The organism is Ferruginibacter sp. SUN002 (genome assembly GCF_050611725.1).
In the GTDB taxonomy this organism is placed as follows: Bacteria; Bacteroidota; Bacteroidia; order Chitinophagales; family Chitinophagaceae; genus Ferruginibacter.
Genome location: NZ_JBODJB010000001.1, coordinates 745,894 through 765,763, shown reverse-complemented (window position 1 = coordinate 765,763; position 19,870 = coordinate 745,894). Strand labels below are relative to the sequence as shown.

20 protein-coding genes are annotated in these 19,870 nt (G+C 36.7%); 11 read left to right on the top strand and 9 right to left on the bottom strand.

Annotated elements, in window-relative coordinates; all coding sequences use genetic code 11:
* Positions 1–4: 4 nt before the first annotated feature.
* Positions 5–2,122: a ferrous iron transport protein B gene (feoB, locus tag ACQ33O_RS03355; RefSeq protein ID WP_430994143.1), complete on the bottom strand. Its 2,118-nt coding sequence runs from the start codon at positions 2,120–2,122 to the stop codon at positions 5–7.
* Positions 2,123–2,315: 193 nt separating this feature from the next.
* Here feoB and ACQ33O_RS03350 point away from each other — a divergent pair, with 193 nt between their 5' ends.
* On the top strand, positions 2,316–2,747 hold the full coding sequence (locus ACQ33O_RS03350; RefSeq protein ID WP_430994142.1) for an IPExxxVDY family protein: 432 nt from the start codon (positions 2,316–2,318) through the stop codon (positions 2,745–2,747).
* A gap of 2 nt (positions 2,748–2,749) precedes the next feature.
* A complete protein-coding gene (locus ACQ33O_RS03345) occupies positions 2,750–2,980 on the top strand; it encodes a 4a-hydroxytetrahydrobiopterin dehydratase (RefSeq protein WP_430994141.1) in 231 nt (76 codons plus the stop codon).
* 15 nt (positions 2,981–2,995) lie between these two features.
* Here ACQ33O_RS03345 and ACQ33O_RS03340 read toward each other — a convergent pair whose 3' ends face one another.
* From ACQ33O_RS03340 to nadA, 5 genes are all read right to left on the bottom strand, one after another.
* The gene (locus tag ACQ33O_RS03340; RefSeq protein ID WP_430994140.1) at positions 2,996–3,643 is read right to left on the bottom strand and encodes a protein-glutamine glutaminase family protein; all 648 of its coding nucleotides are present in this window, start codon (positions 3,641–3,643) and stop codon (positions 2,996–2,998) included.
* A gap of 162 nt (positions 3,644–3,805) precedes the next feature.
* Complete coding sequence (locus tag ACQ33O_RS03335; protein WP_430994139.1) at positions 3,806–4,501, bottom strand: hypothetical protein; 696 nt, start codon at positions 4,499–4,501, stop codon at positions 3,806–3,808.
* A gap of 223 nt (positions 4,502–4,724) precedes the next feature.
* Complete coding sequence (locus tag ACQ33O_RS03330) at positions 4,725–5,435, bottom strand: hypothetical protein (protein ID WP_430994138.1); 711 nt, start codon at positions 5,433–5,435, stop codon at positions 4,725–4,727.
* 242 nt (positions 5,436–5,677) lie between these two features.
* A complete protein-coding gene (locus ACQ33O_RS03325) occupies positions 5,678–6,829 on the bottom strand; it encodes an SIR2 family protein (protein ID WP_430994137.1) in 1,152 nt (383 codons plus the stop codon).
* Positions 6,830–6,906: 77 nt separating this feature from the next.
* The gene (nadA, locus tag ACQ33O_RS03320; RefSeq protein WP_430994136.1) at positions 6,907–7,911 is read right to left on the bottom strand and encodes a quinolinate synthase NadA; all 1,005 of its coding nucleotides are present in this window, start codon (positions 7,909–7,911) and stop codon (positions 6,907–6,909) included.
* Between the two features lie 573 nt (positions 7,912–8,484).
* Between nadA and ACQ33O_RS03315 the strand changes: the two genes are divergently transcribed.
* The 4 genes from ACQ33O_RS03315 (at position 8,485) to mtgA (ending at position 12,978) form a co-directional block, all read left to right on the top strand.
* Positions 8,485–10,617, top strand: coding sequence for a peptidylprolyl isomerase (locus tag ACQ33O_RS03315; protein WP_430994135.1), 2,133 nt, complete (start codon positions 8,485–8,487; stop codon positions 10,615–10,617).
* A gap of 237 nt (positions 10,618–10,854) precedes the next feature.
* Entirely contained in the window at positions 10,855–11,364 is a 510-nt protein-coding gene (locus ACQ33O_RS03310) for a DUF2480 family protein (protein ID WP_430994134.1), read from the top strand.
* Positions 11,365–11,424: 60 nt separating this feature from the next.
* Positions 11,425–12,060, top strand: coding sequence for a LysE family translocator (locus tag ACQ33O_RS03305; protein WP_430994133.1), 636 nt, complete (start codon positions 11,425–11,427; stop codon positions 12,058–12,060).
* Positions 12,061–12,090: 30 nt separating this feature from the next.
* On the top strand, positions 12,091–12,978 hold the full coding sequence (mtgA, locus tag ACQ33O_RS03300) for a monofunctional biosynthetic peptidoglycan transglycosylase (RefSeq protein WP_430994132.1): 888 nt from the start codon (positions 12,091–12,093) through the stop codon (positions 12,976–12,978).
* 1 nt (position 12,979) lies between these two features.
* Here the strand turns inward: mtgA and ACQ33O_RS03295 are convergent, their stop codons facing one another.
* Positions 12,980–13,492, bottom strand: coding sequence for a hypothetical protein (locus ACQ33O_RS03295; RefSeq protein ID WP_430994131.1), 513 nt, complete (start codon positions 13,490–13,492; stop codon positions 12,980–12,982).
* 53 nt (positions 13,493–13,545) lie between these two features.
* On the opposite strand from ACQ33O_RS03295, the gene ACQ33O_RS03290 reads away from it, so the two are divergent.
* Together ACQ33O_RS03290 and ACQ33O_RS03285 are read left to right on the top strand one after the other, a co-directional pair.
* On the top strand, positions 13,546–14,619 hold the full coding sequence (locus ACQ33O_RS03290; protein ID WP_430994130.1) for an iron-containing alcohol dehydrogenase family protein: 1,074 nt from the start codon (positions 13,546–13,548) through the stop codon (positions 14,617–14,619).
* Positions 14,620–14,795: 176 nt separating this feature from the next.
* On the top strand, positions 14,796–16,004 hold the full coding sequence (locus ACQ33O_RS03285; RefSeq protein WP_430994129.1) for a chromate transporter: 1,209 nt from the start codon (positions 14,796–14,798) through the stop codon (positions 16,002–16,004).
* Here ACQ33O_RS03285 and nadD read toward each other — a convergent pair.
* Both nadD and ACQ33O_RS03275 read right to left on the bottom strand, forming a co-directional pair.
* Positions 16,001–16,579, bottom strand: a complete 579-nt coding sequence (nadD, locus tag ACQ33O_RS03280) for a nicotinate (nicotinamide) nucleotide adenylyltransferase (RefSeq protein ID WP_430994128.1) — start codon at positions 16,577–16,579, stop codon at positions 16,001–16,003. The two genes, ACQ33O_RS03285 and nadD, sit on opposite strands and share 4 nt — an antisense overlap.
* Positions 16,580–16,592: 13 nt before the next feature.
* Complete coding sequence (locus tag ACQ33O_RS03275; protein WP_229761705.1) at positions 16,593–16,826, bottom strand: FeoA family protein; 234 nt, start codon at positions 16,824–16,826, stop codon at positions 16,593–16,595.
* A gap of 73 nt (positions 16,827–16,899) precedes the next feature.
* On the opposite strand from ACQ33O_RS03275, the gene ybeY reads away from it, so the two are divergent.
* The 3 genes from ybeY (at position 16,900) to ACQ33O_RS03260 (ending at position 19,863) form a co-directional block, all read left to right on the top strand.
* The gene (gene ybeY, locus ACQ33O_RS03270) at positions 16,900–17,322 is read left to right on the top strand and encodes an rRNA maturation RNase YbeY (RefSeq protein ID WP_430994127.1); all 423 of its coding nucleotides are present in this window, start codon (positions 16,900–16,902) and stop codon (positions 17,320–17,322) included.
* A gap of 127 nt (positions 17,323–17,449) precedes the next feature.
* A complete protein-coding gene (gene mnmG / locus ACQ33O_RS03265) occupies positions 17,450–19,318 on the top strand; it encodes a tRNA uridine-5-carboxymethylaminomethyl(34) synthesis enzyme MnmG (protein WP_430994126.1) in 1,869 nt (622 codons plus the stop codon).
* Positions 19,319–19,347: 29 nt separating this feature from the next.
* Positions 19,348–19,863 carry a hypothetical protein gene (locus ACQ33O_RS03260; protein WP_430994125.1) on the top strand — a complete coding sequence of 172 codons (516 nt, stop codon included), beginning with the start codon at positions 19,348–19,350 and terminating at the stop codon, positions 19,861–19,863.
* The last annotated feature ends 7 nt before the right edge of the window (positions 19,864–19,870 follow it).

Genomic DNA, 19,870 nt, shown 5'->3' with positions numbered 1-19,870 from the left:
TATCTTATTTAAAGATCACATACGCCAACCAGCTTAATAAATAAGCCAAGCCGGTCATATAGATCAGTTGAATAACCGGCCATTTCCAGCTACGGGTTTCTCTTTTTACAATAGCCAATGTACTCATACATTGCATAGCCAATGCATAAAATATTAGTAGCGACAATCCTGTTGCCAGTGTGTAAACTTTTGTTCCATCGGCTTTAACCGCCGCACTCATTTTTTGTCTGAGTGTGCTGCTATTGTCTTCACCATCATCTCCTACGCTATACAGTGTAGCCATTGTACCTACAAACACTTCTCTTGCTGCAAAAGATGTTACCAATGCAATGCCGATCTTCCAATCGTAACCTAATGGTTGAATAACCGGCTCTATAGATCTTCCTAAAATGCCGGCATAAGAATTTTGCAACAATTCTGTTTGCCTTTGTTTATTTAATTCTGCTGTCTTATCCGGGTTTGATTTTTCGAGCAATTCATATTTAGCTGTTACCGCTGCCATTCTTTTTGCCGGTCCGTAAGTACTCAATGTCCACAACAATAAACTGATCACCATAATGATCTTACCAGCATCAAATACAAATATTTTTGCTTTTTCTATCATGGTGGTCAATGCATTCTTCCAACGTGGTGCCCTATACACAGGCAACTCTAAAATGAAAAAACTTTTCTCCTGAATATTGATGAAAAATTTCATTACATAAGAAACAAGTAATGCCAAAACCGTTCCGAGTAAATACAAGCCCATCATCACCAGCCCTTGTAAACTTAAAAATCCAAAATACAATTTAGATGGAATAACCAAGGCAATTAAAATAGTATAAACCGGTAACCGTGCGCTACAACTCATTAATGGGGTAACCATGATCGTTAGTAAACGCTCTTTTCTGTTCTCGATATTTCTCGCCGTCATGATGGCCGGTACCGCACAGGCAAATCCACTGATCATCGGCATTACACTTTTACCATTCAAACCAACCTTACGCATCAGTTTATCTGTAAGGAAACTGATCCTTGCCATATAGCCGGTATCTTCTAGAATAGTTATAATACCAAACAAGATCATGATCTGCGGAATAAAAACAAGTATACCACTCAAACCTGCCACCACACCATTTATTAACAGATCACTCCACCAAATTGCCGGTAACACATCGGTTAACCAACCACTGAGCTTACCAAATACCCATTCAATTCCATCCATAGGATATTGAGCAATCCAGAAAACACTTTGAAACATTAAAAACAAAACGGTCAGTAAAATAAAATAACCCCAACGTTTGTGCATTAAGATATCATCCAACTTTTCTGTGAACAAAGCTTTTTTCAGCGGATCTGCTTCTACCACCGTTTGTTGCATTATATGCTTAATGCGGCCATAACGCTGCATGATCTCTTCTGCCTGTGTCTTGGTTGGATTGAATTTATTTTTTTCTTCTATCGCTTCTATTTCATTTTGCAGAGTATCGCTGAGCAAAAAATGTTCATGATTGATCAAATAATGCAGCCCTGCATAATCACTCAGTGCAGGCAGCATTTGTTTCACGTCCGCAATGGCATCTTCGGCCAATGATTTACTACTGATAAAATCTTTAGATGTATGTGCATGAAACTGTGCAGTTTGCTCAATGACCTTTTTTAATTGTGGTACGCCTTTATTTTTTCTTGGGTTAATGGTTACTACCGGCACACCCAATTCTCTTTCCAATCCATTGATATCGATCTGAGTTCCTTTTTTATTGGCAAGATCGATCATCGACAATGCAACAACCACAGGCACTTTAAGATCGATGATCTGTGAACAGAACAATAGATTTCTTTTTAAATTACTTGCATCGGCTACAAGTACAACCAGATCCGGCTTGATATCTTCATCTTGTTGCAGTAAAACTTTATACGCCACCCACTCATCTGCTCTTTTAGGGTAAAGGCTATAAGTGCCCGGCAGATCGATCAATGTTGCCGTTAAATTTTCGGCAATAGTACATTGACCGGTTTTTTTATCAACCGTTACACCGGGAAAATTGCCAACTTTCTGGTTAAGACCCGTCAGTACATTGAATAATGAACTCTTGCCACTATTGGGGTTACCTACTAACGCTATGTTTATATGCTTTGTCAAAATTTGAGGTGGCAAATTTAACTGTAATAAATGGTTTGTAATTACGGATTCAGGAAAGAAGTGTTGAGGGGTTAGCTACAAGCTTCAAAGGAGCAGCAAAGAGATTTGAATAAGCATGCTTGTCCCTTGTAGCTTGCCACTTGAGGCTTAATATTTATGAGATTAACTAATTGCTATTAACTTTACAACCTGAATGAAACTAAAAATAGACAACGAAGCTTTAGCGGAGGAATTCTTTGAAGAATCTATTTTACTGGGCATTGTTGCTCCGGTAAAAGATTATATGCTTTGCTGGCACCTGAACAATGTTTTAGGTTTTAATTTCAGGATCAATACTGATCTGGAGATACAACTCACTAAAAAAAAGCGGACCTATTTTTTTTCTGTTTTTGAATACAGATTATCCGCTGTTGCATTAACACACTATCTCTACAATAATCAGTTCGATGGCGAGTATCTTTTACCTGAATTTAAACACCTTGATTTTTTGTGGTTGATAAAGGGTGATTTTGATAGTAAGGATATTGCTCCTTTGATACAATCCATTAAATCGCTAACTGGCGTTCAGTTGGTGGTAGAAATGACCAACGAGAAAATTAAAAACAAACAACACTTAATTCTTTAATTATGTGGGAAGAAAAAAATAATACGCTTTACCGTAAGTTCGAATTCAAGAATTTTTCTGAGGCATTTGCTTTCATGACAAGGGTTGCTATTGAAGCAGAAAAAGCAGATCATCATCCACTATGGACTAATGTTTATAACAAAGTGGAGATATGGTTGAGTACGCATGATGCAGGTGATATTGTAACAGAGAAGGATCACAAACTGGCGAAGAAGATTAGTGGATTGTTGTGATTTTTCACACTATTATTAATCATTCAAATCCGGTTTATTTTTTTTCGCTTCACGAAAAGCTAACAGCGTTTTTTTTATCTGTGTCTTTTTAAAACACAACTGAGCTTTACCCACTATTGTAAGACTATTGATTCCTGCAAGACATTGGATCATCCATTTACGGTTCCGTCTGTTTCGTTTATTCCACTTTTCATTGATGATACTTTTTCCGGAAAAAATATACCAATGTGCCTGACGGGTACAATGATAACTGTGGGATATATAGGTTATACCCGCTGCCCAATCTTCTACAGTCTGCAATGTATCAGCGGTAGCAGGATCAAGTACATACTGTATAATTTTCCCATCCTTTTCCACAGCTAACACAGCAGCAACATGATAATTCCAGTATTTCATTAATTCACCAACATAGTTTTTTCTAAGATAAGCGCCACCGAATACCCATGCTTTATAATTTGGTATTCCCCATTCATCTAACAAAACACAGACAGCATCAGCTTTTCCTTCACAACCATTGTGAGAATTTTTCCAATTAAAAAGTGGGTGCTCTTTAAAATAAGTAAATAATTTTTCTGCTTGTTTTTCGGATACGGTATTGTAAGGAGGTGTAATATCTGAAAGACTATCATCAAAAAGCGTAGGATAAATTGTAATCATTGTCATTGAAATAAAGGTAGCTTATTTCTTAATTGGTACAAATATTCGTGGGTGAATATTGTGTTTTTTTATTGTGTAGGTATAAGTTAATGGATGTATCAGCAAAGGGCTTGGGAGATACGCCAAATGGAAATTGCACATAACCTTTTGTTGGCTGCTGCATTGTCTTTAATAACTATGGTCATAAATTTTATTTGATTGAAAAAACCTTATTAATTTGTCATATTCATCTATGTATTTTTTTATTTCAATCATTTTTGTCTTTTCATAGAATGCATATGCTACATGGTGTCTTAGCAGTGTATACTTTGACTTAGAAGCAAGTTCAATACTTGTTGTTGAACCATCTAAAAAGCCTATGCTGTCAGGAATATTTAAAGCACTTTGAGTTTTTAAAGTCCAAAGGTTTTGCAAGTTTAAACTGTCAATTATTTTTGTTGGGAAGGATTTAGACACGGCAAAAAAACTGTCAATTTTTGGATTTGTAAAAGGGTTCCAATTTCTATAGTTCGGATTGTCATAATTTTCTTGTGAACAATAAACTCTGTAAAATGTTAAACTAACTGTAGTGTCCAATATTTTTAATGAGTAAATTTCTTCGTCCGTTGCCATTCCAAAAAAGGAAAATTGCCGCCACAATCTCACTTCAAAGCTGTCCACTCCGTCATAAAGCTTATTTAAATTTATTGCTTTACAAATATTATTGTAATGTTCAAGTTGCTCTAAGTCCCATTTTGCTCGGTGATTATTTGTAGTATCCTGTAATATTCTTTCAAAATTTGTTGTAACAGTTTTCTGTGTCGAACTTTTGCAAGACCAAAATGCAAGAATTAAAAGTGTCGGTATTGTAAGTCTGTAAAACAAACTGTAATAAAATTTAGAGGTTTGATGTGTCGCAGTAAGGTAGCAGCCAACGGGCAGGGCTTGAATTCATAGCTGGTCCGCCCGTGACCGCTGCTGATTAAAGATATAAAAGTACAGGTTAACAAACAAAAGCCCAGGGATGTTTGTCCAGCCCAGATGAAGCACAAAAGCGATAAAATGACCATTGCTCCAATGTCCTGCCAGCCTTGCAGCAAACCCAATGTTAGGCGACGTTTGGTTTTGTTGATATTTTACCAACAAGGGTAGTCAAGTAAAATATTAGCGAAAGAATCTTGTGTGCATTTACAACATTTCCATATTCTGTGTCCTCCCCGTGTATTACCCTATGTCGATTCAATTCACCAGGCAAATAATCTTGTTCAACTTTATTAATTTCCCCATAATCTGTCAATGGTTGAAGAACAGCAGAGATAAAAGAACGTTCATTATAATGTTGGTCGGCAAACTCTTTAGTTTTAGGTTGTTTTGATCTTTTACCAAATAGCCTTGTGCCAATTAAGGCTTTGCATATACTATCAGTCTGAGTAAGAAAAAGTAGGATAGAATATTCATATTGTTTTTTCTCAAAAGCTTTAAATGCACGTGAAAGAATTTCTTTTTTTGCTGAAAATGTTTCGAGAGTGTGCTTTTTATTAATGGTGTAGTACTCTTTTGTTTGTGCAATCATCAGGCGATTTATTTCTTCGGTATTTTTATTTCTAATTGCAGCTTTAACAGGAACAAGGTCAATAATTGAACTAGTGGCATTTGTGTACCATCCAAATTTTGCAATTTCCTTATAAACTTGGTGAAGGATAACACTTGTCTGTTCCATTGAGGAAATAGCTTCTGCTCCTAATTTTCGCAAATAATCTCCACTTTTTCCAATTCTTTCTATTGTTTCCTTTGAAATTTGTATTCGTTCTTCTTTCATTGCTAAAATTAAAATGGATGTTTTTTGAAAATGACGCCTAACGAGCAGGTATTTGCGAAGGCTGGGAAATAGACTTCCGTCAGCCCGGCTACCTGAAGCTAAATTTATAAATAAATGTTGATGATTTGCACATAGCTAAATAGTTATTCGTCTGCCCGATATGAAGCAAAATTGAAAAACAAAAGTTGAAACACGGCTTCCGTCCGCCCAGCTTTTGCAAATACCAATGTTAGCAGCAGACCTTATAAAGAGCTGATAGAATCAAGCTCATGAATATTTGTTTGTGAATAGTTTCGTCTAAATGGAAAGGCAACGTATGGATTAACATTGAAAATTTCGCAAGAGTTGTTTTCAATACATTGCTTTATTTCTTCATTAATATGTTTGTCTCTGTATGAGTATCCAATTATGACTAATTTATTGGTAGTTGCAAGAGATTCCTTTAAATGAGAATAAAGCTGTTTATATATTTGGTGCTCGCTTATTGTCAACTGTTTTGATTTGCCAGTAAGGAATTGAGGTTTAATATCTGGATTTAATGACTGTACTATTTCCTTTGTGTCCGAATTTATTAGAGAAGCCGTATGAATATCCCAATAATTATTTGTCTTGAAAAACCAATATTTTCCTGTGTCATAATACACACCACCTTGTGATTGCTCCATTTCAGAAAATTGATAATAATCAATACTTCCATGTAACTTATGAATTTTTATTGCTTCTGAATATACATCGTTGAAAACGGGCAACTGCTTTTTTTGATCGTTACATATCAAACTGCCTTCGGCTGTAAAGCCATCTGAATACTGTAATCCACGGATGGTCAATAAATACTCTAAGAGGTTGTCATGATTTAAAGTAAAAATATCTGCAGCACTTTCTTTACGGAGTAATTCTATAAATTGGTCATAAAGGTTCCCATTTTCTTCACGCTTATAAGGTCTATTTAGAATGTCAGCAATTAAATAGCTATAACATTCTTGAACTGATCTGTATTCATTTAAACCTGGATCCTGAAATAAGTAAACTTTAGGAAGTTCTTTAAAATCCTTTTCCAAACGAATATTTACTGTTGTGCAACATTTCTTAATTAATTCTTCGGGATAGGCCTTATTTATCCAGTCATAGAATTCTTCATAATCAAAGGGCATAAAAGTCTCCATTTGAAAATGTTCAATCAATACACTTAATAAGTATGAAATATTAAGATGATCCCAATTAAGTCTTCCATTTTGTGCGGTCGAGATATCATATTCATCCCATTTCCATTCACCAGATGAAAACTTAAGAATGTTGTTTTCTAAATTTTTAAAAAACTTCTCATTTAAAGTATGTCCGCTTGGATATTTAGCAGGCACTGAAAATCCTGCTCCAAGTATAAAAGATGTTGCCATTGGTTTGCTGCTAACTCATAAATATACGCAACTCTGGTGCTTTAACCAATTCATTTTCAATATTTTTGTGTACCAAACTACAGCCCATACTGCTTACTAATTTCCAACATCCTGTCAATTGGTTTCTTCGCTGCAATACGCAAAGATTCTTCCATCATAATTTCAGGCAATTCATATTCCATACACAAATACAATTTTTCCAGTGTATTTAATTTCATGTGTGGGCAATCGTTACATGCACAACTATTGTTGGGTGGGGCCGGTATAAATGTTTTATCCGGACAGGATTTTTGCATCTGGTGTAAAATACCGGTTTCAGTTACTACAATAAATTCTTTGGCTTCACTTTTCTGAGCATATTTCAATAAACCGGTGGTGCTGCCAATATAATCTGCCAAACGTAAAACAGGTTCTTCACATTCGGGGTGTGCAATTACTTTCGCTTGAGGATGACGAATTTTTAATTTGGTAATTTTTTCTACACTAAAGATCTCATGCACCATACAAGCACCATTCCACAAAACCATATTGCGGCCGGTTTTCTTATTCAGGTAAGCTCCAAGGTTCTTATCCGGTGCAAAAATTATTTTCTGCTCTTTTGGTAAACTTTCAATAATGGTTTGTGCATTACTGCTGGTGCAGATAATGTCGCTCAATGCTTTCATCCCTGCAGAGCAGTTGATGTAAGTGATCACCAGGTGGTCTGGGTGTTGATCCTTGAACCTTTTGAACAGTTCAGGGGGTGCTGAGTCACTCAGGGAGCAACCGGCCTTTAAATCGGGTAATAACACCTTCTTCGACGGATTGAGTATTTTAGCCGTTTCCGCCATAAAGTGTACACCGGCAAAAACAATGATATCTGCATTTGTTTTTTCTGCTTGCTGTGCAAGTCCTAAACTATCGCCTATATAATCCGCCACATCCTGAATATCCGGCTCCTGATAATAGTGTGCTAAAACGATCGCATTTTTTTCTTTCTTCAATCTTTCAATTTCTGCAAAAAGATCTATGTTAGCATCTACGTCGATGTTTAAAAATCCGGCGGTTTCAATTGCTTGTTTTGCGGTGTTAATATCTGCCATAATAATTATTAATACTATATTATTTAAATAAACCTATTACTATTAGGGATGTGAATTTGTGGAAAGAGAATTTTTAAATTATTTGTAAAATTAAATCAATCAGTTTATACAGTTACATCCACAGGTAATTAACATTATAATTTTTTTACTGTATCACAAGTAAAGCTATTTACAGGTAATTTTATTTTATTTTCCAACATCGGTTAACAATATTTCAGGTGAGTAATATTATTTAACAATTGAAATCTATCTATGTTAACTGAATACCTGATAAATTAGTCTACATTAACACATCAGGGGTCATCAAACCCCAACACCCCTAATTTTACCCCAACTCCCCACCATGTAAAAATTACAAATATGGGTTTATACACATAAAAGCGTGCTTATAAACATAGCTATGTGAATTACTCTTTTTATCCCTGTTCTGCCTGTTTTTGCAGCGATCAATAAAAAATTCTCAAAAAGCCCCATCTGTACTTGTTTACAATATATTATATACCCTTATTTTTAGGTAATATTATCTTATTTTACCCTATTTTTGCCCTCCATATTTAATATATAGTATAGTTTATGCAAATTATTCAGAGTATTCGTGATAAAGGAGCTGCCATAGTAATTGGTGTTATTGCCCTAAGTTTAATTGGTTTTATTTTGATGGATGCTAAACAAGGAGGCAATGGCTTCTTTGCTTCAAATTCCACTACAATTGGTAAAGTCAATGGTGAAAAGATCAGCAACGATGAGTTTAACAAAAAAGTTAAACAAATGGAAGCTAATTATAATGGCAGAGTGAGCGGTGCTATGACCTATCAGGTTCGTCAAAACGCATGGGACCAAATGGTTGGACAAAAAATTCTTGAAGGAGAGTTTGAAAAACTTGGTCTTACTTTTTCTCCTAAAGAAATGAGTGCATTAATGTTCAGCGATGATGCTCCGCCAATGTTGAAACAAGCTTATACGGATAAAACTACCGGTATATACGATATTGAAAAAGTGCAGCAATGGTGGCAAACTGCAAAAAAATGGAAAGGAGAGCAAAGAGCTGCTTTAGAAGAAGAAGTTATTGAACCAATGAAACTACAAACACTATATAATAAATATAGTGCTATGATCAGTGGTGCTGCTTATTATCCTACCTGGATGAAAGAGAAAGATGCTGCAGACGCAAAAACGTTTGCAAATATTTCTTATGTGAGTGTACCGTATAATGTTATCAGCGATAGCGCAGTAAAAGTAAGCGATGAAGATATTATTAACTACGTAAAAAAATATCCTAAACTATACAAACAAGATGGTGGCAGATTGATTGCATATGTTGCTTTTGATGCTAACCCAAGTGCAAAAGATACTGCAAACACCTATGATGGATTGAATAGTTTAAAAGCTCAGTTTGTTGCAGATACTACACCAAAGAATTTTGTATCAAGAAGCATGAGTACAATTCCTTTTGATGATGCGTATATATCAAAGGAAAAAATGACCATGTCTCAAAAGGACTCTATCGCTGCATTGCCTGTTGGTGGCGTATTTGGACCATATTTAGATGGAAAGAATATTGTGTTGGCCAAAATGGTAGGTAGCAAAGTGTTACCAGATTCAATTAAATGCCGTCACATATTAATTAAAACAACTGATGAAAAAGGTCAAACAGTTTTAACTGACAGTGCAGCAAAACATAAAATTGATAGCATTGCCGGATTGGTTCAAGCTGGTGGAAATTTCGATTCTTTAGAAGCTCGTTTTACAGATGATCAGGGAGCTCACCAAACAAAGGGTGTTATGACTTTTGATATTGCAACCATCCAAAACAAAAATAGTTTTGCTCCTGAGTTTGCAGCATTTTTGTTGAATGAAAAAGGCGAAACTAAAAAGACAGTAAAAACAGATTACGGTTGGCACTACATAGAAATTTTGGAAAAGAAAAATCCGGCACCTACCTACAAAGTAGCTTATCTGGCTAAAGAAATTACACCAAGCCCTGAAACAATTAACACTGCAAGTTCTCAAGCAGCTAAACTTTCCGGTGAAGCAAGAAACCTTAAAGCGTTGGATGGTTATGTTGCTAAAAAAGGATTGAAAAAAATTGAAGTGCCGAATCTTATCAAAGAAAACGATTATCAATTAGGCGGATTACAAGAAGCAAGACAATTGATAAAATGGGCATTTGAAGCAAAAGAAGGAGATGTGAGTGAGCCATTTAATATCAGCGATCAATTTATTGTTGCAACGGTTACAAAAGTTCAGGCGGAAGGTTTACCGGATGCAAAAGTTGCAAGACCATTGGTTGAAGCAACGGTTCGTAATCTTAAAAAAGCAGATGAAATTGTAAAAAACTTAGGCGCTACTCCAAGTTTGGCATCAGCAGCACAAGCATACAAAAAAGAGATTGCTATTGCAGGAGCTGATTCAACATTAACTTTTGGCGCACAAATTGTAAACGGTATCGGACAAGAACCAAAAGTGATCGGTGCATCTTTTAATGCAGCTTACCAATCAAAAGAATCTGCTCCGATCATTGGTACCAACGGTGTATATGTGATCAAAGTAAACAGCATTGGTACTAAACCTGCCGATGCTCCGGATGTTGCTGCAGAACAAGAAAAGAACAGAAAACAATCTCTGCGTCAGCAAATTTCATATGGCTGGTTTGAAGGCCTTAAAAAGACCGCAGACATAAAAGACGAACGAAGCAAGTTTAACTAGTTATAGCAAAAAGAGGAAAATAACCCCTTTGACCGGACCTTTAAAGTCCGGTTTTTTATTTCAAGTTAGCGAGCTGAGGCTTTAGCTACAAGCTTCAAGAGGCAAGTAAAGTGATTTGAACCAATATGCTTGTCCCTTGATGCTTGCGACTTGTGACTCTGCAATTACCTCTTTTTTATTCCATGTTTCGAAACTCACAGTAACTCACCGCAATTACTTAAATCCTAACTTTGCAGTATGGACGGAGCTATTATTAATAAAGTAAGCGAGAGTGCATTAACCACTATCGATCTGGAAGAGTTTTATCCAAAGGAAGATATTGTGGTGTTTGATTTGAAAGATCATCTTTTTATGGGATTGATCTTAAAGGAAAAAGATTTCAGAGAAGCTTTAAAAACATTGGATACAACTCCATACACCGGTAAAACCGTTACGGTTACCTGTAGTGCAGATGCCATCATTCCTATGTGGGCTTATATGCTGGTAACTACCTATCTTCAACCGGTTGCAAAAGAAATTTTTTACGGAAACGAAGATGATGTAAAAAAGAAAATACTGATTAAAAATATATCAAAACTTTCTGCTTCAGATTATACCGACAAAAGAGTTGTCATTAAAGGTTGCGGAGATCTCCCGATAGACGAAGCCGCATACCTTGAAGCTACAAAGCTTCTTTTGCCTGTTGTGAAAAGCATTATGTACGGAGAGCCTTGCAGCACTGTGCCCATTTATAAAAAAAAATCATAGACTGATATTATCCACTGCAGTATTATAATTAACTTCACGGATTAACCAAATCACCTGTTGATGTTTGAAGCTTTATGGAAAGGAATTTTATTAGGCTTGCCTCTGGTGATTTCTGTAGGCCCGGTTATATTTACCATTATTAAGTTGAGTGTTAATTACGGTAAGCCTGCCGGATTTAGTTTTGTTGCAGGTGTATGGGTAAGCGATATCATGTGGGTTGTTTTAGCCAATCTTTTTTTGGGCCTGATACAACAGTTTAGCAATGAATACACCGTTACTATCGGAGTGGTTGGCGGCATTTTTCTTTTGGGAATGGGTTTATTCAATCTATTTTTCAAAAAAGCACATGTTAAAGAAGATCAGGACAGAGTACAAATATCTTCCGGAAAATATTTCAGAATTTTTACTTCAGGCTTTTTGATCAATACGCTCAATCCTGCTGTGGTGGCTTTTTGGGCCTTTACGGCTCCAACTGTAGCCGGTACAATGTCGGGCAAACACCGTTTTATTCTTTTCTCAACTTGTTTACTCATTAATATGACAGCCGATGTTTTGAAAGTAACACTAGCAGGAAAAATAGGAAAAAAATTGAATGATAAAACTGTTCATAGAGTAGATCAGGTATCCGGCTTTTTGTTGATCACATTTGGTATTGCCTTGATAGTAGGAATACTTTATCAGGGATTCAAAAATTAATCACTTTACTTGTTTATATAAAATGATCTGATGAAGAAATCTTGGCCTATCATTAAGAAAATATTTTTCTGGATCTTTCTGGCCCATCTTTGCTGGGCTGTATATTTCATTTTAAAAATTCAACCATTCAATGATTTTGATCCTAAATTTTTTATCAAGATCGGTTTAATCTTAGTCATTGTACCTGTTGTAATAGTTGGATTGATATATTGGTTTTTTAAATCAACGAGAGCATTTATAAACCGAAGCTTGTCTTTGATATTTAATATTTTGTCGATCTGTTATATTTCTTCTTTGCTTTACTTTTTTTTAGTTACCGTTGTTAACCCGCCTATTACCATTACACAATTGGGCAGTTTAGTTACGGGTAACGGGCTAAGCAGAGATTATGTAAGTGGCAATGCAATGGGCTCTAATAGTAAGCTGGCGGTAATGGCAAGCGAAGATCAGTTGTTTCCCGATCATGACGGTTTTGATCTGAAAGCAATTAAGTTGGCGATGAAGTACAATAAAAGGCATCCCAACAAAACAAGAGGTGCAAGTACGATCAGTCAACAGGTCGCAAAAAATGTTTTTCTTTGGCAAGGCGGAGGTTTTTTCAGAAAAGGCTTAGAAGTGTATTTTACTTTTATGATCGAATCTTTCTGGAGCAAGAAAAAAATTCTTCAAACCTATTTGAATATTGCTGAAATGGGTAGAGGTATTTTTGGTGTGCAAGCGGCGGCCAGAAGTTATTTCAATAAAGACGCAAAAGACCTTACACGAAGTGAAGCAGCTATGATCGCCGCCTGTCTTCCAAATCCAAAAAAATATACAGTTGTTCCGGTTAGCAGATATGTTGCAAGCAGATATGACGATATTATGCGGCAAATTAATAACCTTGAAGGAGACCCCGATGTTCAGGATTTAATAAGGTGACCTATTCTTTTGTCCATTTTCTTTCTTCGGAAAGAAAATCCTTAAATGTCATCGAAGCACTTACTTCTTCACGGTAGGTTGAAACAGATTTAATTCCATCGATACCTTTTACTTTTAAACTAACATCATGTGTTATCAGATAATCATCAGTTATTTCTAAATGATACACATAATAAGATTTATCTGTTTCCCCGTCTTTAATTTCCTGAAGTACAATAAATTTTTTATCATCCAAGTCGGTGATCCAGGCTTCAAAGGTTTCGCTTTCGGCCATAAACATAGATCCCTTTTCCAACACTTCAATATGGTAGGTTTTTTTAGTCTCTCCTTTTGTAATTCTTATTTTCTTAGCCTCTGCTGCGGAATCGCTGTTTACCCATTCTCCAATCAGTCTTTTATCAAAAGTTGAAAGATCTTCTTTTTCTGTTAGGGGAAATTTTGTTGCCACCGGACATGCGGTAAGAAGAAAGCCCAAAGAAAGCAATAGTAAACTTGACAGGAGTATGGATTTCATAGAATATGTTTCTATAAATATACCACTTTAAAAGTTTTTAGCGAAATTGCAGCATGAAATTCAGAAACTTTAAAATGGTTGACTACGTTGTTTACGGACGTGGTGCATTTGATCAACTTGATGAAATTCTTCAACCAAGAAGAATTGGCGACAAACCAATGATCTTTTTAGTCGATCATTTTTTTGAAGGTAAGCCTCTGGCGCAAAGAGTTCCTGTAAAGGGAAAAGATAAGATTATTTATGTTGATGTTACTTACGAACCTAAGACAACATATGTAGATGTATTAGCTAACCAATTGAAAGAAGAATTTGGAACCGTGAGCGGCATTATTGGTATTGGTGGCGGCTCTGCAATGGATCTTGCAAAGGCTGTTTCTTTAATGATGACAAATCCGGGAAGCAGTGCAGATTATCAAGGATGGGATCTTGTTAAAGTTGCAGGTGTTTATAAAGTAGGAATCCCAACATTGAGTGGAACCGGCGCCGAAGTAAGTCGCACTACAGTATTAACAGGCCCAACCCGTAAACTCGGAATGAATTCAGATTTCACCCCTTTCGATCAGATTGTTTTAGATCCGGAACTTTGTGCCAACGCTCCGGCAAACCAACGATTTTATACAGGTATGGATTGTTACATACATTGTATAGAAAGTCTTACCGGAACTTATTTGAACGAGTTTAGTAAAAGTTACGGAGAAAAGGCTCTTGAATTGTGTAGAGATGTTTTTGTTGATAAGCCTGTCTGGGACGATGAATGCGATGATAAATTAATGATGGCTTCTTATGCCGGAGGTATGAGCATTGCCTATTCTCAGGTTGGGGTAGCCCATGCCGTTAGTTATGGATTAAGTTATTTACTCGGTACCAAACACGGTATTGGTAATTGTATTGTTTTTGATAAACTGGAAGAGTATTATCCCGAAGGCGTAAAAGAGTTTAAATACATGGTTGAAAAAAATCACATTGATATACCACAAAATATCTGTGCCAATTTAACCGATGAGCAGTTTAATAAAATGATTGATGTTTCATTGGGTATGAAACCGCTTTGGGAAAATGCTTTAGGTAAAGATTGGGAAAAGATCATATCAAGAGAAAAGCTAAGGGCATTGTACGAACTACTCTAACTCTTAAGTTTCTTCATATTCACTAACGTGAATACATGTGTGCAGCATTTTACAACCGGCCATTCTGTTTTTTATGAAAAGTACATTTAATTTGTATCTTTAAGACTTGCCATTGTAAATCTAATTGTACAACACTGAACCTGCTCAGACATATACCATTTTTAAAATCTGTGTTAGTGCACAGTATAACCGCTTTTGGTGGGCCCCAAGGCCATTTTGGTATGATGATGAAAACCTTTGTTGACAAACGAAGAGATGTAACGAGTCAGGAGTTGATGGACTACACTTCGTTTTGTCAGCTATTACCGGGGGCTTCTTCCACCCAAACATTAACTCTGATCGGGTATAAACGTGGGGGCGTTATGCTGGCGGTTATTACATTGATTATTTGGATATTACCGGCCTGCATTTTAATGGGGGCTTTTTCTTTTCTTGTAGCAAGCATCGGATCAGCCAATTTGCATACCAGTGTTTTCCAGTTCATTCAGCCCATGGCAATCGGTTTTTTGATATATGCTGCCGTTAAAGCATTCAAAATTTCTGTGAACAATCTGATTACACAGATAATCATGTTATTATCAATGGGCATTACCTATTTTTTATTCAAAGCACCTTGGGTTTTCCCTTTATTGATCGTTTTGGGGGGCGTAGCCACAAATTTTAGCGATAAACGTTTTCCGGAACGTGAAAAGGTAAAACCCAAGCAAGTGCGATGGACAAATATCTGGCTTTTTGTTTTAGTTTTTGCTTTGGCGGGTTTTCTTAGCGAAACGGCAAGAAAGCAGAATTGGGAAGATAGAAAAGCTTACAATCTTTTCGAAAACTTTTATCGTTTCGGAAGTCTGGTTTTTGGAGGAGGTGATGTATTGATTCCAATGATGTTAGATCAATACGTTGCCAGACCTACTGACCGAAAGTTCTCGGATAGCTCACAAAATATTATTAGGATTGATAAACAGGAGTTGTTGACCGGAGCAGGAATTGTTCGGGCTATTCCCGGACCCGTATTTTCCATTGCATCTTACACGGGTGGTATTGCTTTAAAAAATGAAGGAAAGGAACGACAACTCTTGGGCTGTATTATTGGGTCAGTCGCAATTTTTTTACCCAGCGCTTTGTTGGTACTATTCTTTTTTCCTGTTTGGCAATATTTAAAAAAATTTGTTGTGGTCAACAGGGCCCTTGAGGGCATTAATGCAGTTGTAGTAGGATTAATGTGGGCAGCTTCCCTTTATTTGCTGAAAGATATATCCCTTATGTCTTTCAAACTTGTTAGTCTCTTAAACATTGGTGTAATACTTGGAACATTTATCGCACTCAATTATACAAAACTACCAGCTCCTGTTATTGTAATAATTTGCCTTGGCCTTGGCTGGCTCTTCTAAACCGGTTGTCTATAATAGCCATTTCTTTCAATCTCTTCATTCACCACATCCGGCACCAGATAGCGAATAGACTTTCCTTCTTTTACTAACTCACGTATATGGGTACTCGAAATCTCAAGCAATGGTGCTTTTACAATCTCTATCGTCGCACCGATAGAATTATCTACTTCAAAACCCGGCCTTATGTAAATAAATAGCTTATATTTTTTTACTATAAGTTCATAATTTTTCCATTTAGATAAATTATTAAAACTATCGCTACCCATAATAATTGAAAATTGATGTTCCGGATATTTTTCTTCCAGATATGTCAATGTATCGATTGTATAAGAAGGTTTGGGTAATTTAAATTCTACGTTGGATGCTTTGAGTTTCGTTTCTCCCTCAATAGACGCTTGTATAAAATGTAAACGATGGTACTCATTAAGAAGGGAGACTGATTTCTTGAATGGGTTTTGAGGAGAAACTACCATCCAAACCTGCTGCAGATCAAAATTGTGAGCAATATGGTTAGCTATGATAAGATGACCGGTATGTACCGGGTTGAAGGAGCCAAAATAAAGTCCAATTTTCATAAAATATTGATAATCAATTGTTTAATTCTTCAACCCAAATATTTTCGGCTTCATTTAGGCGTAAACTAAGGTTATATCCTGCAACCATTATTGAGATCGGATCTCCCAATGGGGCAATTTGATCAATAATTATTGTCTCGCCGGGTACGCACCCCATTTCCATCAACTTTAAAAAAATATCGTCTTTTTCAAAATATTTAATGAGTACGGTTTTGCCTACTTCAATTTCCGAGAGTCTTCTGTCCATTCCGTCAGATTTATTTCCTGCAAAGGTATTTATTCGAGATTGATTGATAATTTCGAATTCAGAAATTAAACACATGAAGGTTCAATTCTTTTTTATTGAAAAAGTGCCCGTGTTGAAAGATCGGACAAGGTTAAAGAAGTTTATTCCAACAATTTTCTCAAAGGAGGAGAAGCGACTAGGCTCTTTGTCATATGTCTTTTGCTCGGATGATTACTTACTTGAAATCAATAAGTCTTATCTGAATCACAACTACTACACCGACATTATAACTTTTTGTCTTTCAGAACCGTCTTTACCGGTTGATGGGGATATATATATAAGTATAGATCGGGTTCGGGATAATGCTAAAAACCACGAGACCTCCATTAAAGAGGAGTTACACCGGGTTATCTTCCACGGCGCCTTGCATTTATGTGGATATAAGGATAAGTCAACTAAAGATGAGAAGCTTATGCGACAAATGGAAGATAAATACCTGAAGTCGTATTTTAAATAATGTTCCACGTGTCACATTTAAGTTTCTGCTAGAGGGAGATGTTTCCCGTGGAACACTTCGTATAGTTTGGGGCATTTTAACTCAATTCCTCCCAAAACACATTTTTCTATTTCGTATCTTTGCACCCATGTTTCCAGAATACGATATCATAGTAGTAGGTGCCGGTCATGCCGGTTGCGAAGCCGCTGCCGCTGCCGCTAATATGGGCAGCAAGGTGCTGCTTATTACTATGAATATGCAAACCATCGGACAAATGAGTTGTAATCCTGCCATGGGAGGTATTGCAAAAGGTCAGATTGTAAGGGAAATAGATGCCATGGGAGGGTATAGTGGTATAGTAAGTGATGCCAGTATGATCCAGTTCAGGATGTTGAATCGAAGCAAAGGGCCGGCCATGTGGAGTCCGAGGGTGCAAAGCGATAGAATGATCTTTGCTAATAAGTGGAGGGAAATGCTTGAAAATACTCCCAACGTTGACTTTTACCAAGATATGGTAAATGGACTTTTGATTAAAAATGGTCAAGTTTTTGGTGTTTTGACCGGTTTGGGGCACGAAATCAAGGCAAAATCAGTGGTTTTAACCAATGGGACATTTTTAAACGGGATCATCCATATTGGTGAGAAACAGTTAGGCGGCGGTCGTATGGCCGAAAAAGCTTCAACAGGAATAACTGAGCAATTGGTTGCGCTGGGCTTTGAAAGCGATCGATTAAAAACAGGAACTCCTCCAAGAATAGATGGTAGAAGTCTAGATTATTCCAAAATGGAAGAGCAGAAGGGTGATGAAGAGATTGTGGGGTTTAGTTATAAAGGAATAGAAAAAATTAAACCAGAACAACAAAGAAGTTGTTGGGTAACTTATACAAGTCCTGAAGTACATGAAATACTAAAAACTGGGTTTGAAAAAAGTCCGATGTTTCAGGGTAGAATTCAGGGAACCGGGCCAAGGTATTGCCCGAGTATAGAAGACAAGATCAATAGGTTTTCCGATAGGGAAAGACATCAGTTATTTGTTGAGCCCGAAGGGTTTAACACGATAGAGGTCTACGTGAACGGATTCTCCTCATCTTTGCCGGAAGAGGTTCAGTATCAAGCACTTAAAATGGTTCCTGGCTTTGAAAATTGCAGAATGTTCCGCCCAGGATATGCCATTGAGTATGATTATTTTCCACCAACACAGTTAAAATTCAGCCTCGAAACAAAGCTGATTGACAATCTTTTCTTTGCCGGACAAATAAATGGTACAACAGGATATGAGGAAGCGGCTTGTCAGGGTTTAATGGCCGGTATCAATGCTCATCAAAAAGCAAGAAATTTGGAGCCGGTAGTTTTAAAAAGAAGTGAAGCGTATATCGGTGTATTAATAGACGATCTGATCAATAAAGGAACGGATGAACCTTACCGTATGTTCACCAGTAGAGCCGAATTTAGAACCCTTTTGCGTCAGGATAATGCGGATCTGCGTCTTACAGAGATCAGTTATCGCTTGGGATTAGCCGATCAGGAAAGAATGGACAAAGTAATAGCGAAGAAAGAGAATGTAGCTAAAATTAAAGAATTGCTTCAACAGATCAGTTTGGAGCCGGAAGAAATAAACGGAGTATTAGAAAGCGTTTATTCATCACCGTTAGATAAAAGACAAAAAGCTGGACAGATATTATTGAGACCAAATTTAAGCTTAAGTGCAATGATAAATGCTGTTCCAAAACTGGCGTCAGCTCTTGGTGAATATGGCGCAGAAACAATTGAACAAGCAGAGATACAGATCAAATACGATACTTATATTGAAAAGGAAAAAGAGCTCGTAACCAAAATGAGCCAGTTGGAGAATCTTGTGATCCCTGAAAATTTTGATTACGAAAAGTTAGTCTCACTAGGAACAGAGGCAAAACAAAAGTTTAAAAAAATTCGTCCGCATACACTTGGACAAGCTTCACGTATATCGGGCGTAAATCCAAGTGATGTACAGATATTAATGGTTTTTATGGGAAGATAATTTATATTTGATTCAAAGAATTCCTGAATATGTCCTTATCGTTTGCCACAGATACTTCTAAAGAAAAAGTTTTTAAAAAAGTTGCCGAGTATTTAAAAGAGCAAAATATTGCTGTTGATAAATACGACGATAAGCGTCCCTGGGGTGGTTTTTTTGTGATCGATGAAAACGAAGCAGATAAATTTATTTCAAAATATTTTTCACATCTTACTAAAAAGGAACTTGAAATTTCCGGAAAACTGAGTCCGAAAATTTTGGTGGTTGGGCCTCAAAAAAGATTGAGCTGGCAATACCATCATCGTCGTGCAGAAATATGGAAACTCATTGGCGGAACAGCCGGCGTAGTTACAAGCGATACGGATGATGAGAAACAAACCACTCATCTAAAAATCGGTGACATTATTCAATTAGCAAAAGGCGAACGCCACCGTTTGATCGGCTTGGATGGCTGGGGTATTGTAGCAGAGATCTGGCAACATACCGATGCGGAAAACCCAAGTGATGAAGATGATATTGTGAGGGTACAAGATGATTTTGGAAGATAACGCAATT